Below are 15,485 nucleotides of genomic sequence, written 5' to 3' on the forward strand. Positions count from 1 at the left end.
GGCGAGGAGCACCCCGGCGAGCAGGGCGACCGCTGCGGCCGCGCGCCACGCGTCGGGGTCGAGCGACCACGACCCGGCCGCCCCGAACGCGGCGCCGGCGAGGACCGCCATCACGCACCACGCGACGGTGGTCGTGCTGACGAGGGAGACCGGCGAGGCGAGGTCGACGACGGCCGCGGCCAGGTAGTAGGACTCCACGCCCACCACGAGCAGCACGGCGCCGGCCGCCGCCCCGAGGGCCGGGCCGGCCCGCTGCACCCGGCCGAGGACGAACGCGGCCAGCGCCCACATCGCCGACGAGTTGGCCAGGTCGGCCAGCGGGTAGGGCAGCAGGTGGATCAGGAGCAGGTCGGCGACCCCGAGCGCCAGGCCGGTCCCGGCGGCCTGCGCCAGCACCGCGCTGGTGTCGCGGTCGACCGGTCGGTGGGTGTCGGGTGCGCTGGTGAGGTGGTGCGTCGTCATGACGACGACGCTAGGGAGGTGGGAGGGGCGCAGCCTCCGCCCGAGGTACCGGTCAGCTGGCCGCAGGTGCCGGCTCGCGGTCGGTGACGCAGTAGCGCGTGCCGCCCGGGTCGGCGAGGACCGTCCAGCCGCGTCCCTCGGCGACGTGGGTCGCCCCGAGCGCGCGGTGGCGGGCGACCTCGGCCGCCCGGTCGTCGGCCGAGAGGTCGAGGTGGAAGCGGGGCGCCTGCTCGTCGTCGAGCCGCTGCAGCAGGAACCGCAAGGGGCCGGGACCGTCGAGCCGACGGAACTCCGGCGAGGAGGTCGGCGTGGGCGAGAAGTCGGTCACCGCCCGCCAGAAGTCGAGCTCCGCGTCGTAGGCGGCCGGCCCGATGTCGAGGCAGACCTGGTCGACCGCCGACCGGCCGCCGGGCCAGGCGACCGGCGACGACCGCCGCGACGCGCGGTGGCCGACGAAGCAGAACGTGAGCCCGGCGGGCGAGCTCATCACGACGTAGCCCCAGTCGGCGACCTCGGTGGCGCCGAGCCCGACCGCCCGGTCGGCCGCGGCGCGGGGGTCGGGGACGTGGAGGTCGAGGTGGAGACCGGAGTGGCCCGTCCGCAGCCGCTGCACCCGCAGGTGGTCGTCACCGTCGGGCGGGACGAGGGTGGCGAACTCGCCCTCGTCGCCACGCCGCGGCGAGACCCGCGACCCGGTGACCTCGGCCCAGAAGACGACGCCGCGCTCGAAGGAGGACTCGGTGAAGTCGAGGAAGGCACTGACCCAGAACGGAGTCGTCGTCATGCACCGACCGCCGGCTTGTGCAGGATGGCGCTCCCCGGGGTGACCACGACGTTGTCGCCGTCGACGACGGCGGTGCCGTCGACGAGCAGGCTGAAGCCCGGTGCCTCCCGCGGCGGGTAGAGCAGGGTCACGACGGCGTTGGCCCCGACGTTGGCCACGCTCCCCCGGCCGGGCGTCGCGATCCGGAGCACGCCGTCGGCGTACGTCGGCACCACGCTGACGGCCTTGACCCGCGCGTCGGCCGTGGTGAGGAGGTATCCGGCGTCGAAGTCGGCCAGGGTCTCGGCGAGGCGGTCGATCGCGACGGGGATGCTCATGCGGTCACGGTAGTCACCAGAGGCCGACGACGTCCCCTCCGATCCGGACGATGAACGCGCTGACCACGACGACGAAGAAGCCGCGGACGAACCCGGCGCCGCGGGCCACCGCCGTCCGCGCGCCGAGGTAGCCGCCGACCACGTTGGCGGCCCCGAGCACGAGACCGACGTGCCAGAGCACCGCGCCCTGCGGGACGAACACGCACAGGGCGGCGAGGTTGGTCGCCCAGTTGGCCAGTCGCGCCTTGGCGCTCGCCTCGAGGAACCCGTAGCCGAGCAGCCCCACGAGGGCGAACGTCAGGAAGCTGCCCGTGCCCGGACCCAGCGCGCCGTCGTAGAACCCGATCGTGAAGCCGGTCAGCATCGCCATCGCGGTGTGCCGGCGGCCGGTGTGCTTGAGCTCGGTCTCGCCGCCGAGGTCGGGCTTGACCAGCACGTAGGCACCGACCACGACCAGCGCCACGAGCACGATCGGGTCGAACGCGCTGCGCGGCAGGTTGCTCGCCACGAGCGCGCCGGTGGCCGAGCCCGCGAACGCCAGCGCCATCAGCGGCAGGAAGGTGCGCGGGTCGGGCTTGACCCGGCGGTAGTAGGTGACCGAGCTGACCGTCGTGCCGCAGATGGCGGCCAGCTTGTTGGTGGCGAGGATCTGGACCGGGCTGGCGCCGGGCAGCCCGAGGAGCAGGGCCGGCAGCTGGACGAGTCCGCCGCCGCCGACGACGGCGTCGACGTAACCCGCCGTCACCGCCGCCAGCACCAGCAGCGCCAGCACGGTCGAGGACGGGTCGGACACCCGAGAACCCTAGGTCCCGCCGTGTGGCGCCGGGCGGGGGTGTCCGGCAGGCCGCCCGTCGCCCCATGACGGGACCCATCAAGGCAGTGTGTAGCGGTAGACCAGGATCCTCGCGTCGGTCACCTCCGGCGTGCAGTTGGAGCTGCTCCGCTTGAGGAACACCTTGACCGACCGCTCCGCGGTGGAGCCGCCGGTGACGGTCTCGGCCAGCTCGAACGGCAGGTGGATGTAGTCGACGAAGTTGTCCGGGCTGTTGGCCAGGTCGGAGCCGAACGGGGCGTGGAACTCGACGCCGGGCAGGTCGGCCTGCTCGGCCCAGAAGCCGTTGCCGTTGTAGTTCGTCGACTCGGTCCGCTGGGCGGAGCTGGCCGAGATCACCCGGCCGCCGGCGTCGGCGATCTTGACGTCGAGACCACGACCGGGTGGCGACGCGGTCTGCGAGCACGAGGTGGGGTACGCGACGCGCGCGAAGCCCGACACGACGTCGAGGGTGTTGGCCGGCTGGGTCCAGGTGGCCGTCAGCTGGGCGCCGCTGGCGGGCGCACCACCCGGCCAGGAGCTGTTGCTCACCGACACGTCGGCGAAGGTCTTGTTGACCGCCAGGACGCCGGCGTTGAAGAGCAGGTTCCTGACCCCGGTCGTCATCCGGGTCGAGCTGATCGCGCCCTCCTCGATGTCGGAGCCGGTGATGGTCTCGTCCTGGATCTTGGAGCTGTCGACCGTGCCGGCCTTGAGCTCGCTCTTGCCGACCGAGTTGGAGGCCATCTCGCCGCTGCCGATGGAGCTGTCCGCGATCGCCCGCTGCCCGACCGCGTTGGTCCCGAGGTCGTCGGCCTCGACACCGCTGTCGGCGATGGACCGCGACCCGACGACGCCGTTGGCGAGGTCGGGGGCCCGGACCGCGTTGTTGGCGATGTGGCGCTGGGTGACGGCGTTGGTCGCGATGTGGCGGCTCTTGACGCTGTTGCCGGCCAGCCCCGCGGCGTACGCCGTCCCGGTGCCGAGCGAGAGCAGCACGGCCAGGGTGGCCATCACGTTGGCGTAGGTGGGCTGGGGCAGGCGGCGAGCGGGCATGGCGGGTCCCTTCGGAGGGCGGCGTGCGGTCACCGGGACGGTAGGACGCCGGCGCCGGTCGCAACAGGCCCGAGCGGGCCCCCGTCGGTCCCGGATCGGTGCCACGTCCCGGGCCGCCCGACCCCACCCGCGGGGAGGTCGCCATCCGGTCCGGCGGGGACTACGGTCGGCGGAGATCGCCCGTCGTCCAGGACCCCGACGGCCACTCGCACTCGATGGCTGGAGGACGTCCATGAGCATCCCCGAGCTCGTTCCCGACGAGGTCGCGCCGACGCGCCTCCCCCGGGCGCCGCGGCCGATGTCCGCGACGACCAGCACCTACACCGAGCTCGCGGCGACGATCCGGGCCAGCGGGCTGATGGAGCGTCGCTACGGCTACTACTGGAGCCGGATCGTCGCGTGCGTGCTGGCCTTCGGGCTCCTGACGGCCGCGGTGGTCCAGCTCGGCGACTCGTGGTGGCAGCTCGTGCTGGCGGCCGGGATGGGGCTGCTCGTCACGCAGTTCGGGTTCCTCGGCCACGACGCGGCGCACCGGCAGATCTTCGCGACCGCGGCCTGGAACGACTGGACCGCCCGGCTGCTGTCCGGTGTCTTCGCTGGGCTCAGCTATGGCTGGTGGCGGGGCAAGCACAACCGCCACCACGCCAACCCCAACCAGGAGGGCGCCGACCCCGACATCGCCCCGGGCGCGCTCGCGTTCACCCGTGACATCGCCGCCGAGCGCACCACCGGAGCCGCGGGCTGGTTCCAGCAGCGCCAGGGCTGGCTGTTCTTCCCGTTGCTGACCCTCGAGGGGCTCAACCTGCACGCGGCCGGCGTACGCCTGCTCCTCGGCCGCGACCCGGTGCCGCACCGCTGGGTGGAGCTCGGTCTCGTGACGACGCGGCTCGGGGCCTACGTCGCGGGGCTGGCGGTCCTGCTGCCGCCCGGCAAGGCCGTGGCGTTCTTCTTCGTCCAGATGGCCGTGTTCGGGCTCTGCCTCGGCGGGTCGTTCGCGCCCAGCCACAAGGGGATGCCGATCGTGCCGCGCACGATGAAGATCGACTTCCTGCAGCGCCAGGTCCTCATGTCGCGCAACGTGCGCGGCAGCGTGGTCGTCGACGCGATGATGGGCGGGCTCAACTACCAGATCGAGCACCACCTGTTCCCGAGCATGCCGCGCCCGAACCTCAAGCGGGCCCGTCCCCTGGTCCGAGAGCACTGCTCTCGCCACGAGGTGCCGTACGCCGAGCTGGGCCTCGTGGCCTCGTGGGCCGTCGTGATCGACTACCTCAACAACGTCGGGCTGCGGGCCCGCGGGCCCTTCGACTGCCCGTTGGCGTCGACGCTGCGCGACTGATCGGCGACTGATCGGCGACTGACGGCGGCTACGGTGGCCGGGTGCGCATCGTCTCCCTGCTGCCCTCGACGACCGAGATCCTCTTCGCGGTCGGTGCCGGCGACGACGTGGTCGGTGTGACCTTCGAGTGCGACCACCCGGCCGAGGCGCGCACCCGCCCGATCGTGTCGGGTACGGCGATGCCGTCGGGCCTGACCCCGGCCGCGATCGACGCCTTCGTCGCTGCCGCCGTCGCGCGCGGTGAGGACCTCTACCGCCTCGACGCCGGCGCGCTCGCCGGGCTCGACGCCGAGCTCGTCGTGACCCAGGACCTGTGCGCCGTGTGCGCAGTCGACGTCACGGTCGTCGACGACGCCCTGGCCCACCTGGGCTGCACGGCCGAGGTCCTCACCTTCGACCCGCACACCGTCGCCGAGGTGCTGGGGTCCGTGCTGACGCTGGGCGCCGCCGTCGGCCGGGCCGCCGAGGCCGCTGCGCTCGTCGCCTCGCTGCGCACGCGCCTCGACGTCGTACGACGCCAGGTCGGCGACCGACCGCGACCGCGGGTCGTGGTGCTCGAGTGGACCGACCCGCCCTACGCCCCGGGCCACTGGATCCCCGAGATGGTCGAGCTCGCCGGCGGCGAGTGCGTGCTGGGCGCCGCGGGCGAGAAGTCGACCCGGGTCCTCTGGGACGCCGTGCACGACGCCCGGCCCGACGTGGTGGTCGTGGCGCCGTGCGGCTACGACCGCACGGGCGCCCAGGCGCAGGCCGACCAGCTCGTCGCCGACGGGCTGCTGCCCGACGGGGTGCTGGTGCACGCCGTCGACGCCGACGGGATGTGGGCGCGGCCCGGGCCGCGGATCGTCGACGGGGTCGAGGAGCTGGCCGGGGTGCTCGACCGGGTCGTCCGACCGGCTCAGTCGTCGCCGACCCAGTAGCCGCGCCCGCCGAACATGTCGCCGTACGCCGAGCGCATCGCAGTCATCCCGCCCGAGCCGAACATCCCGCCGGGGCGGCCCGCGTCACGGGAGCCGAGGTAGGACCCAACGACGGCGGCGCCCAGGTCGTCGAGCTCGGGGCTGACCATCCGGCCGTCGACGCGCTGGGCCATCTGCTCGATGAAGCGGGCCAGGCCCGGGTCGTCGCCGAGCCGGAAGAACGTCGTCTGCGCGCCCATGCGGCGGGAGTTGTCGAGCTCACGGACGGCGTTGGCGATCGTGACCGGGTGCGGCGGGTAGGAGAAGTAGACGTCGCCGCTGGCCTCGAGGTGCGAGGTCGGCTCGCCGTCGGTGACGATCAGCAGCACGGGCTGGGCGTTGGGGTGCTTGCGGAAGTGGCGGTTGGCGAGCAGAAGGGCGTGGTGGAGGTTGGTGCCCTTGTCCCACCTGGCGTCGAGCGCGGTCAGCTGCTCGATGTCCATCACCTCGGCGTGGCGGCCGAAGCCGATGAGCTGCAGGTGGTCACCGCGGAACCGGCTCTTGATGAGCGTGTGCAGGGCTAGGGCGGTGCGCTTCATCGGCACCCACCGTCCGTCCATCGCCATCGAGAAGGACGTGTCGACGAGCAGCGCGACGCAGGCCTGGGTGCGGGCCTCGGTCTCCTGCACCTCGACGTCGTCGATCGCGATCAGGCGGCGGTCGGACGGGTCGGTCGCACGGCGTCCGACCCCGTTGAGGATGGTGCGCGGCAGGTCCCACGGCTCGGTGTCGCCGAAGGCCCACTCCCGCGTCGCACCCGACCGCTCCCCCGCGGCCCCGGCCTTGTTCATCTCCCGCGCGCCCTGGCGTCCGCTCATCCGCTGGGCGACGTCCTTGAGCAGGGCCTTGCCGAGCTGGCGCATCGCCTTGGGCGTGAGCTTGAGCTGGCCGTCGGAGCCGCGCTTGAGCGTGCCGCTGTCGCGCAGCGCCTTCTCCAGCTCCTGCAGGGTCTTGGCGTCGACGGCGGCCTGGTCACCGAGCTGGCGGGCGAGCTTGTCGAGGTCGACGTCGTCCATCCGCGAGCCGTTGTAGGACTGGGCGAGCTGCTCGGCGAGGTCGTCGAGGTCGGCCAGGTCCTGGAGGACCCCGGTGCCGTCGCCGAGGCCGACCCCCTGCTCGCCGTCGAACCGCTCGGAGCCGCCCCAGTCCTCGCCGGGACGCAGTGACTGCAGGTTGGCGTCGAGCTGGCCCAGCTGGTCCATGAGCTCGGGCGACCCGAAGGCCTGGGCGCTGAGCTCCATCAGCTCCTGGCGCTGCTCGGGGCTCATCGAGTTGAGCATCCGCTGCGCGGCGGCGGCGCGCTGCGCCATCGTGTCGAGCAGCTCGTCGATCGACTGCGGGTTCTCGGGGAAGAACTCGCCGTGCTTGGCCATGAAGTCGGCGAAGTCCTCGGGGGTGTCCTCACCCTGGGCGTGCTTGGCGAGCAGCTCGTTGAGGTCGCCGAGCATCTCGTTGATCGCGGCCCGGTCGGCGTCGGTGGCGCCCTCGAGGGCGTCCTTCATGCCCTTGAAGCGCTGGTCGAGCAGCTCGCGCCCGAGCAGGTCCTTGATCTCCTCGTACGCCGCCCGCGCCTCGGGGCTCTGCCAGTCGTAGTCGCTCAGCTCGCTGACCGCGGCGGCGGTCGACGGGGAGAGGTTCTCCAGCTGCATCTCGCGGAACGCGCGGTCGGCGTCGTCCATCATCGCGTCGCGTGCGAGCTGCTTGCGCTCCTCGAGCACCGCCTTGTCGAGCAGCTCCCTGACCTCGCGCAGGGTGCCGTCGAGGTTGTTCTGCTGCAGCAGCTCGCGCCGCTTCTCGGCCACCTTGCGGGCGAGCTCGTCGAGCCCCGCCTGGTCCTGGCCGCCACGGCGCAGGAACTCGCGCATCGCCCGCTCCGGGCTGTAGCCGGCCATCACGTCCTCACCGATGGCGTCCAGCGCCTCGGCCAGGTCGACGGGCGCAGCGAGCGGGTCGCCGCCGTCGTACTTCTTGAATCGGCTGGCGCGGGTCCTCGGCATCAGATCGTCCCCGGTGAGATGGGGCAGGAATACCCGGTGAACCGGGTGTTCCTGCACTTAACGGGTGTTGCATTGCCCTCGAAGTGCAGGGATACCCGGTGGACCGGGTATTCCTGCCGGCCCCGAGCCACCCCCCAGACCGCCTTCTCAGCCATAGACGGTCTCGGAGCCGTCGGAGTCCTTGCCGATCTTGCGGGCGAGGTAGAGCCCCTCGAGCGCGAGCTCGATGGCGCCGGCGCGCTGGCCGTCGTTGGTCGCGCCGAGCCGGTCGCAGACCTGGTCGTAGAGGTCGGACTCCCCCAGCACCGGCAGTCCGGTGAGGAAGTCGCGGGCCGTGACCTGCTCGCCGGTGGTCACCATGACGCCGGTCTCGATCTTGTCGACCAGGAGCGCGAAGTCGAGGCCGCGGAAGTGGGCGCGGACCGTCTCGGCGATCGCCGTACGGAGGAGGTGGGTGAGGATCTCGTCCTCGCGGCCCTCCTCGCCGGACTCGAACTCGATCTTGCCGCCGAGCACCTCGACGGCCGTCTCGAGGTCGACGACGCGGGCGACGGCCTCGTCCTCGCGCTGGACCGTCGCGCGGTGGATCGCGGCGGCGGCGATGGTCTCGGCGCCGGCGATCGCGAAGCGGGCCGAGACGCCGGAGCGCTGGTCGACGGCCGAGGAGTCGCGGAGCTGGCGGGTGAAGCGGGCCAGGATCTCGACGAGGTAGTCGGGCACCTCGGCGACGAGCTCGGCCTCTTGGCGGATGACGGCGATCTCGGCGTCGAGCTCGGTCGGGTAGTGGGTGCGGATCTCGGCGCCGAAGCGGTCCTTGAGCGGGGTGATGATCCGGCCGCGGTTGGTGTAGTCCTCGGGGTTGGCGCTGGCCACGACGAGGACGTCGAGCGGCAGCCGCAGCACGTAGCCGCGGATCTGGATGTCGCGCTCCTCCATCACGTTGAGCATCGCGACCTGGATGCGCTCGGCGAGGTCAGGCAGCTCGTTGATGGCGACGATCCCGCGGTGCGAGCGCGGGATCAGGCCGAAGTGGATGGTCTCGGGGTCGCCGAGCGAGCGTCCCTCGGCGACCTTCATCGGGTCGACGTCGCCGATCAGGTCGGCGACCGAGGTGTCGGGGGTGGCGAGCTTCTCGGCGTAGCGCTCGTCGCGGTGGCGCCACTCGACCGGCAGCTCGTCGCCGAGCTCGCCGGCGCGGCGCTTGGACTCGTGGGTGATCGGCTCGAACGGGTGCTCGCCGAGGTCGGAGCCGGCGATGACCGGCGTCCACTCGTCGAGCAGGCCGACCATGGTGCGCAGCAGGCGGGTCTTGCCCTGACCGCGCTCGCCGAGCAGGACGATGTCGTGGCCGGCGATGAGGGCCCGCTCGAGCTGCGGGATGACGGTGTTCTCGAAGCCGTGCAGGCCCGGCCAGGGGTCCTCGCCGGCGCCGAGCTTGGCGAGCAGGTTGTCGCGGATCTCGGTCCGCAGCGTCTTGTGGACGTGTCCCGACTCGCGCAGCTGGGCGACGGTACGGGCGGTGGGTGCTGAGGTCACGATTTCACGCTACTCGGGCCCGCCAACGGTCAGCGGCGGTCCGAGGTGGTCACCGTGAGGTGCGCCACACGGTCCGGACTACGCTGCGTCGGTGGGGCCGATCGACGGCCCACGTCCATGGGGGTACGACGGATGGCCCGCAAGCTGCTCAAGATCAACGACTCGGCCTGGCTCTTCGCCGAGACCTCTCGTACGCCGATGCAGGTCGGGATGCTCGCGACCTTCCGCGTCCCCGAGGACCGCCCGACGTTCGTCGCCGACCTCGTGAGGCGGTGGCGCGACGTACGCGAGTTCCAGCCGCCCTACAACTTCCTGTTCAAGACGCTGCCGGTGCCGAGCTGGGTCGAGGTGCGCGACGACACGATCGACCTCGACTACCACCTGCGCCACTCCGCCCTGCCCGCGCCGGGCAGCCAGCGCGAGCTCGGTGTGCTCGTCTCGCGGTTGCACTCGGCCAAGATGGATCGCCGCTACCCGCTCTGGGAGGTCCACGTCATCGAGGGCCTGCGCGACGACGAGACCGGCCGCGCCGACCGCTGGGCGCTCTACATGAAGGCCCACCACTCGCAGGTCGACGGCGTCGGCGGCATCCGGTTGCTGCGACGCATGTTCTCCGTCGACCCCGACGCCCGCGACCTGCTGCCGCCGTGGGCGGTCGGCACCCACGGCGCCGACCAGTCCGGGCTGCCGCCGCGCGAGAAGAGGGCCGAGCTCGTCCCGGCCGGGTCCGGCGGCGTCGCCGACCTCGTCGGGGCCGGCGTGCGCAGCAGTGCCGCGATCGCCGGCTCCCTCGGCCGGACCTACGCCGAGACCCTCACCGGCACCAACGGCGTCCGCGGGGCGCCGTTCCGCGCGCCGAAGTCGATCTTCAACGGCCGCATCCACACCCCGCGCCGCTTCGCGACCCAGCACTACGGGATCGACCGGCTGCGCACCCTCGCCAAGGCCGCCGACGGCAGCCTCAACGACGTCTTCCTCGCCGTCTCCGGCGGCGCGCTGCGGCGCTACCTCCTCGAGCACGACGCGCTGCCCTCGGAGTCGCTGACGGCCAACGTTCCGGTCTCGGTGCGCGCTCACGAGGGGGCCAAGGTGGGCAACGCCGTCACCTTCCTCTTCGCCCGCCTCGGCACCGACGTCGAGGACCCCGAGGAGCGCTTCGAGGCCATCAAGGCCTCGACCCGCCTCGGCAAGGAACGCCTCCCCGAGGTCGGCCAGACCGCGATGGACGCCTACACCGGCGTGCTCATGGCGCCGTTCCTGACCCAGGCGATCCTCGGCGTCGGAGGCCACGGGCGCCCCTCGGCCAACGTCGTGATCTCCAACGTCCCCGGCCCCGCCGAGACGCGCTACCTCGACGGCTCCCCGATGGAGGAGATCTTCCCGGTCAGCCTGCTCTTCAACGGCCAGGCCCTCAACATCACCGCCGTCAGCTATGGCGGGGAGTTCAACATCGGCTACACCGGCTGTCGCGACTCCGTCCCCAGCCTCCAGCGGATCGCCGTCTACTCCGGTGACGAGCTGGAGCGGTTGGAGTCGGCGTACAGCGTCTAGTCCCGGCTTCGGGAGTACGGCTTAGTCTCGCTCGACCTGGGGTCATTCGGGGTCGGGCTGTCCGCGCGCCTAGCGCCCTCACCCGCACCACTGGTCACGCCTACCTGACGTTTCTCCCGGTTCTCCTACGAAGCTTCGGCACGGAAGCAGAAGATTCGTCGCGGAACCTCACCCCGCGGGCTCCCCGACCCTGGCCGGCGGTGCGTACGCCACCGAACCGGCGCCTCGTATCGCCTGGAACGGTGGCTCACACACCGCCCACCCGGCCCGGCCTGACCGGGCGGTGAGCACGCCACCGAACCGTGTCCTGAGAACGACCGGAACGGTGGCTCACTCACCGCCGGGTCGGGTGGCCGCGTAGGCGACGGCGAGCCGAGCTTGCGAGGCCTCGCCGTTGCGCGCCGAGGAGCAGACCGCGAGAGGCTCGGGGTCAAGGATCGCCGCAGGCGACCGCGAAGCGAGCGTCCTTGACGCCGAGACGCGGTCTGCTACGCGCGCGGCCACCCGACCCGGACCCCGAATGACCCATGACAACAGGAAGGCTTCGAGGCTCGCTCCGCTCGCACCCCAGCCGACGTACGGCGGACGACCTCAGCCCAGCTCGACCTGGGCCGCGACCAGGTCCGACCTCCGGGCCGAGCCGAGCTCGACCCGCCAGCCGGCGTCGTCGGGCTCGCCGCACGGGGTGAGGGTGCTCTCGTCGCCGGGGACCGAGCAGGCGAGGGCGAGGACGCTGGCGGACTCGACGCTGATGAGGCGGGGCCCGGCGCCGGTGGCGCGACCGCGGCCGGTGGCCTCGACGCTCAGGGCGACCGAGCGCACCAGGGCTCGCGTGCTCGACGAGGGGCTCACCTCGGTGACGCCGCTCAGGACGTAGCGGGCCCGGAACACGGTCGTGGGCCGGGCGACGAGGTAGGAGCCGGTGGACATGACCTCGGACGGCCCGGTCGCGGCACCGTCGGCGCTGGTCACCTCGATCTCCTCGGCGGTGCCGGACGCGGGCGAGCCGAGCGGGAGCTTGAGGGTGACCCGGGTGACGGGTCGGGCGGTCCGCACCCACTGGTCCACGACGACGTCACCGTCGGGTCGCACGGTCGCCCGGGCGAAGGCGCCGACGTCGGGCAGCTGGCTGGGCAGCCGGTCGACCCCGAACGCCTCGGGCCCGTCGGCCGAGACGCTCGCGGCGGACTGGTCGAGCGTGACGAGCTCGGCGCGGTGGACGAGTGCCCAGACCGCGGCTGCGCTGAGCATCGCGACCACGGCGATCACCGGCACGCCGGAGAGGAGGGGTCGACGCGCTCCGTCGTCGCCCGCGGTGCGCGCCGTCACGGCGTGACCTCGCGGGGCTCCGAGGTGGGGACGGCCGTGACCAGGGCGAGGTTCTGGTAGCCGCCACCCGAGTGGTCGTACGGCGGCGCGCACGTCACCAGCACCAGCCGCCGGTCGCCGGCGGGGCCGAAGATGCGCGAGAGCGTGTTGACCGTGCTGCGCGGCACCAGCTCGAGCGACCGGACCACGAACGTCTGCTCCAGCCCGCGCGAGGAGACCGTCACCCGGTCGCCGTCCTCCGCCTGCAGCAGCTCGGCGAACGGGCCGAGCCCCTGGGTCGTGGAGTCGATGTGGCCCGCGATCAGCGTCGAGCCGAAGGGGTCGGCCAGGCGGGAGCCTCCGCGCCACCAGCCGGCCTGGCGGATGTCGTCGGGTACGTCGAGGGTGCCGTCGGACGTCGTCGAGACCGCCTGCACCGGGACCGTCCGCCCGCTCGCGAGCACCACCGCGGTCGGCGCCTCGGCCAGCAGCACCGACGTCGCCCGGCGTGCGGGGCCGCCCCGGTGGGGCACCGGGGCGTCGGTCGCGGGCGCCGTCGAGGTCTCGCCGGGCGTGGCGGGGGCGACCGGCGACGCCGTGACGGTGCCACCGGCCCCGGACGAGCCGCCGGTGCCCAGTACGACGGCCACGAGGGTCACGGCAGCGACGGCCGCCACCACCCCCAGGAGCAGGACGGGCCGTCGGGTGCGCACCCGGGCGAGCTGGTCCGACATCTCGGTGCCCTCGACCGACGGGCCGGTCAGTGGCTGTTCAGGAGCCGGGTGGCTCGGGCCTGACCGGTGAGGCGTCGCCCGGCAGCGCCGAGCGCGACGACCAGGGCGCCCGCGAGCGCGACCCACGGCCACGAGGTGCGGCCGTCGGGCTGGGCGGGGACGGCCTTCGGCTCCGACGCGAACGGCGAGACCGTGACGTCGGCCGCCAGCCCGGCCGAGCCGGTGTCGATCGCGTCGGGCACGACCGTGCCGTCGCGGGAGATCTTCGCGGTGCGGGTGATGACCTGCATGGTGCCGTCGTCGGGCCGGCCCACGGCATAGACCATGGTCACCGTCGAGGGCTTGAGCGTGACGTCGAGCGGGCCGAGCACGGGCTTGCCCGCACCCTGCGACGGGATCAGGGACACCGACAGCGTGCCGGCCGGCACCTCGGCCTCGGCGAACTCGCCGTTGGCGATGTCGCTGAAGATCGTCTTGCCGTCGACCTCGACGTCGGCGGGCGCGAGCGTGGCGGTGTGCGCGATGAGCACCCGGGCCTTGCCAGGCCCGATGGCCTTGGTCGGCGTCCGGTAGGTGCTGACGACCGGCTCACCGCCCAGCGAGGCCGGAAGGTGGTAGACGACGTCGCTGCTCTGGCCCCGGCCCACCTTGACGCTCACGCTGGCCGCGGTGCCCTCGGAGTCGGTGAAGGCGACCTCGTGGGTGCCGGGCGCGAGGTCGAGCGGCATCACGGAGCCCACACGGGCACCGGTGCCGACCTCCTTGCCGTCGACGCGCACGCTCGCCGTCACGCCGGGAACACCCTGGATGAGCTGGACCTGCCCCGTCGCCGGGGCACGCTGCCCGACAACGGGTGCGGCATGGGCGCCGACCGGAGCGGCCACGAGCACGCAGGCGGCGGACAGAGCGGTGAGCAGAAGTCGACGGATCATGGAAAAAGCCCCCCCAGGCATGATGTGAGGCCATGCTACGTGGTGCGCGCAACCCGTGGCAGGGGCCGGACCCAGCGGGCCTGGGACCGTCCCCGGTTAGAGTGCGCGCGTGGTCTGGGTGCTGCTCGTCGTGACGGTGGCGTTGACCGTGACGGTCGGCGTGCTGCTCGGGACCGTGCGGCGCCACCGCGCCGAGCTCGCCGGCAAGCAGGCCCGGATCGACGAGCTCGAGGCCGACCTGTCCACGGCCCTGCGTCCCCGGCCGGCCTCGTCGGCCGCCGAGCGCGCCGTACGACGGGTGGTGCAGACGGCGACCAAGGTCCGCGAGCGCGGGCTGTCTGGCGTGCTGGCCAGCTCGATCGACGACCTGCAGACCTGGGCGGCGTCGGAGCAGCAGGAGATCCTCAACATGGCCGACGCCGACGGCCGGGTGACCCTCGTCTTCTCCGACATCGAGGACTCGACGGCGCTCAACGAGCGCCTGGGCGACGACACGTGGGTCCGGGTGCTGGCGGCGCACGACGCGCTCATCCGCGGCCGCGTGGAGCGCTACCGCGGGCAGGTGGTCAAGAGCTTCGGCGACGGGTTCATGATCGCGTTCCGCGACGCCGAGGCCGCCTGTCGCGCGGCGGTCGGGGTGCAGAAGGACCTGCGCCGCACCCTCGACCCGATGCTGCGCGTGGTCGCGCCGGTCCGGGTGCGGATCGGCATCCACACCGGCGAGGTGATCTCCAAGGACGGCGACTACTTCGGCCGCAACGTTGCCATGGCCGCCCGGGTCGGGGCGCTGGCCACCGGCGGCGAGGTCCTCGCGACGCACGCCGTCGCCGCGTCGCTCGACGACGACGCGGCCGTCCGGCTGGTCGAGATGGGCGAGGTCGAGCTCAAGGGCCTCCCGGGCAGCCACTCGGTCTTCCGCGTGGTCACCCAGTGATCCAGCCGGACTGCCCCTGCGGCTCCGGGACGGCCTACGACGGGTGCTGCGGTCGGCTCCACCGCGGCGCCGCGCAGGCCGCGACGCCGGAGGAGCTGATGCGCTCGCGCTACGCGGCGTACGCCGTCCGCGACGGCGACTACGTGTGGCGCACCTGGCACCCGCGCACGAGACCGTTGAGCGTCACGCCCGACCTCGAGGTCCGCTGGACCGGGCTGGTGGTAAACGACGCGGCCGGCGACGAGGTCGAGTTCACCGCGTCGTTCGAGCGCCTCGGCGAGCCCGGGACGCTCCACGAGCGCAGCGTGTTCGCCCGACGCGCCGGGCGCTGGTTCTACGTGGAGGCGACGACCGGCAGCACGTCGTCGTAGCCGGGCGACCCGGCCGGGTCACTCAGCGCGCGGAACGCGATCGCCCTCAGCATCGCCTGCTGCGGCACGCCGCTCGTCCACGCACCGAGCACGTCGGGCGGTGTCCCGAGCGAGCGCACCGAGTCGAGGACGCAGACGGCCTCGGCCCAGCGCACCGGGCGCCAGCAGGGCGCGACGTCGATGACCAGCGGCGCCCCGGAGCCGTCGATGAGGACGTTGCCGGCGAGGTCGGCGTGCACGAGCTGGTCGGGCCCGAGGTCCCCGGTGGCACCGTCGTCGAGGAGCCGAGCGACCCCGCGCACGACCTCGGCGGCGGGCGTACCGTCGGCGGCCGCGAGCAGCTCGCTCACCGGGCCGAAGACGACCCGCTCGGCGCGCGCCCAGCGGTCGGCAC

Annotated in this window: 15 protein-coding genes and 1 pseudogene; 5 read left to right on the top strand and 11 right to left on the bottom strand. The window is 73.1% G+C overall.

Annotated features, from left to right (window positions below; genetic code table 11):
* The 5 genes from Q7T52_RS19885 to Q7T52_RS19905 all read right to left on the bottom strand — a co-directional run.
* Positions 1–462 (bottom strand): DUF6518 family protein (locus tag Q7T52_RS19885; protein WP_304805290.1); only part of this gene is annotated, 462 nt, incomplete at its 3' end.
* Positions 463–514: 52 nt separating this feature from the next.
* Entirely contained in the window at positions 515–1,246 is a 732-nt protein-coding gene (locus Q7T52_RS19890; RefSeq protein WP_304805291.1) for a VOC family protein, read from the bottom strand.
* Positions 1,243–1,563, bottom strand: a complete 321-nt coding sequence (locus tag Q7T52_RS19895) for a pyridoxamine 5'-phosphate oxidase (RefSeq protein WP_304805292.1) — start codon at positions 1,561–1,563, stop codon at positions 1,243–1,245. The genes Q7T52_RS19890 and Q7T52_RS19895 overlap by 4 nt, the downstream gene beginning before the upstream one ends.
* A 13-nt stretch (positions 1,564–1,576) precedes the next feature.
* A complete protein-coding gene (locus Q7T52_RS19900; RefSeq protein WP_304805293.1) occupies positions 1,577–2,356 on the bottom strand; it encodes a TSUP family transporter in 780 nt (259 codons plus the stop codon).
* A gap of 78 nt (positions 2,357–2,434) precedes the next feature.
* A complete protein-coding gene (locus Q7T52_RS19905) occupies positions 2,435–3,430 on the bottom strand; it encodes a hypothetical protein (RefSeq protein WP_304805294.1) in 996 nt (331 codons plus the stop codon).
* Positions 3,431–3,662: 232 nt separating this feature from the next.
* Here Q7T52_RS19905 and Q7T52_RS19910 point away from each other — a divergent pair, with 232 nt between their 5' ends.
* Positions 3,663–4,769, top strand: a complete 1,107-nt coding sequence (locus Q7T52_RS19910) for an acyl-CoA desaturase (RefSeq protein WP_304805295.1) — start codon at positions 3,663–3,665, stop codon at positions 4,767–4,769.
* A 41-nt stretch (positions 4,770–4,810) separates the two neighbouring features.
* The gene (locus Q7T52_RS19915) at positions 4,811–5,689 is read left to right on the top strand and encodes an ABC transporter substrate-binding protein (protein WP_304805296.1); all 879 of its coding nucleotides are present in this window, start codon (positions 4,811–4,813) and stop codon (positions 5,687–5,689) included.
* On the opposite strand, the gene Q7T52_RS19920 is transcribed toward Q7T52_RS19915, so the two are convergent.
* Complete coding sequence (locus Q7T52_RS19920) at positions 5,668–7,725, bottom strand: VWA domain-containing protein (protein ID WP_304805297.1); 2,058 nt, start codon at positions 7,723–7,725, stop codon at positions 5,668–5,670. The genes Q7T52_RS19915 and Q7T52_RS19920 overlap by 22 nt on opposite strands.
* Positions 7,726–7,872: 147 nt before the next feature.
* Complete coding sequence (locus tag Q7T52_RS19925; protein ID WP_304805298.1) at positions 7,873–9,261, bottom strand: magnesium chelatase; 1,389 nt, start codon at positions 9,259–9,261, stop codon at positions 7,873–7,875.
* Between the two features lie 132 nt (positions 9,262–9,393).
* On the opposite strand from Q7T52_RS19925, the gene Q7T52_RS19930 reads away from it, so the two are divergent.
* Complete coding sequence (locus Q7T52_RS19930; protein ID WP_304805299.1) at positions 9,394–10,812, top strand: wax ester/triacylglycerol synthase family O-acyltransferase; 1,419 nt, start codon at positions 9,394–9,396, stop codon at positions 10,810–10,812.
* A 591-nt stretch (positions 10,813–11,403) separates the two neighbouring features.
* Here the strand turns inward: Q7T52_RS19930 and Q7T52_RS19935 are convergent.
* Genes Q7T52_RS19935 through Q7T52_RS19945 form a run of 3 tightly spaced genes read right to left on the bottom strand, consistent with a single transcriptional unit; the run spans position 11,404 to position 13,786 of the window.
* Entirely contained in the window at positions 11,404–12,141 is a 738-nt protein-coding gene (locus tag Q7T52_RS19935) for a hypothetical protein (protein ID WP_304805300.1), read from the bottom strand.
* Positions 12,138–12,854: a class F sortase gene (locus Q7T52_RS19940; RefSeq protein WP_304805301.1), complete on the bottom strand. Its 717-nt coding sequence runs from the start codon at positions 12,852–12,854 to the stop codon at positions 12,138–12,140. The genes Q7T52_RS19935 and Q7T52_RS19940 overlap by 4 nt, the downstream gene beginning before the upstream one ends.
* 26 nt (positions 12,855–12,880) lie before the next feature.
* Positions 12,881–13,786: a DUF4397 domain-containing protein gene (locus Q7T52_RS19945; protein WP_304805302.1), complete on the bottom strand. Its 906-nt coding sequence runs from the start codon at positions 13,784–13,786 to the stop codon at positions 12,881–12,883.
* A gap of 109 nt (positions 13,787–13,895) precedes the next feature.
* Here Q7T52_RS19945 and Q7T52_RS19950 point away from each other — a divergent pair, with 109 nt between their 5' ends.
* Together Q7T52_RS19950 and Q7T52_RS19955 are read left to right on the top strand one after the other, a co-directional pair.
* A complete protein-coding gene (locus tag Q7T52_RS19950; RefSeq protein ID WP_304805303.1) occupies positions 13,896–14,720 on the top strand; it encodes an adenylate/guanylate cyclase domain-containing protein in 825 nt (274 codons plus the stop codon).
* Positions 14,717–15,091 (top strand): YchJ family protein, encoded by a 375-nt coding sequence (locus Q7T52_RS19955; protein WP_304805304.1) that lies wholly within the window; start codon positions 14,717–14,719, stop codon positions 15,089–15,091. The genes Q7T52_RS19950 and Q7T52_RS19955 overlap by 4 nt, the downstream gene beginning before the upstream one ends.
* Here the strand turns inward: Q7T52_RS19955 and Q7T52_RS19960 are convergent.
* Positions 15,055–15,485, bottom strand: a pseudogene (locus tag Q7T52_RS19960) (hypothetical protein); the annotation flags it as partial. The gene Q7T52_RS19955 and the pseudogene Q7T52_RS19960 overlap by 37 nt on opposite strands.

This window comes from Nocardioides sp., assembly GCF_030655615.1.
Taxonomy (GTDB): domain Bacteria; phylum Actinomycetota; class Actinomycetes; order Propionibacteriales; family Nocardioidaceae; genus Nocardioides.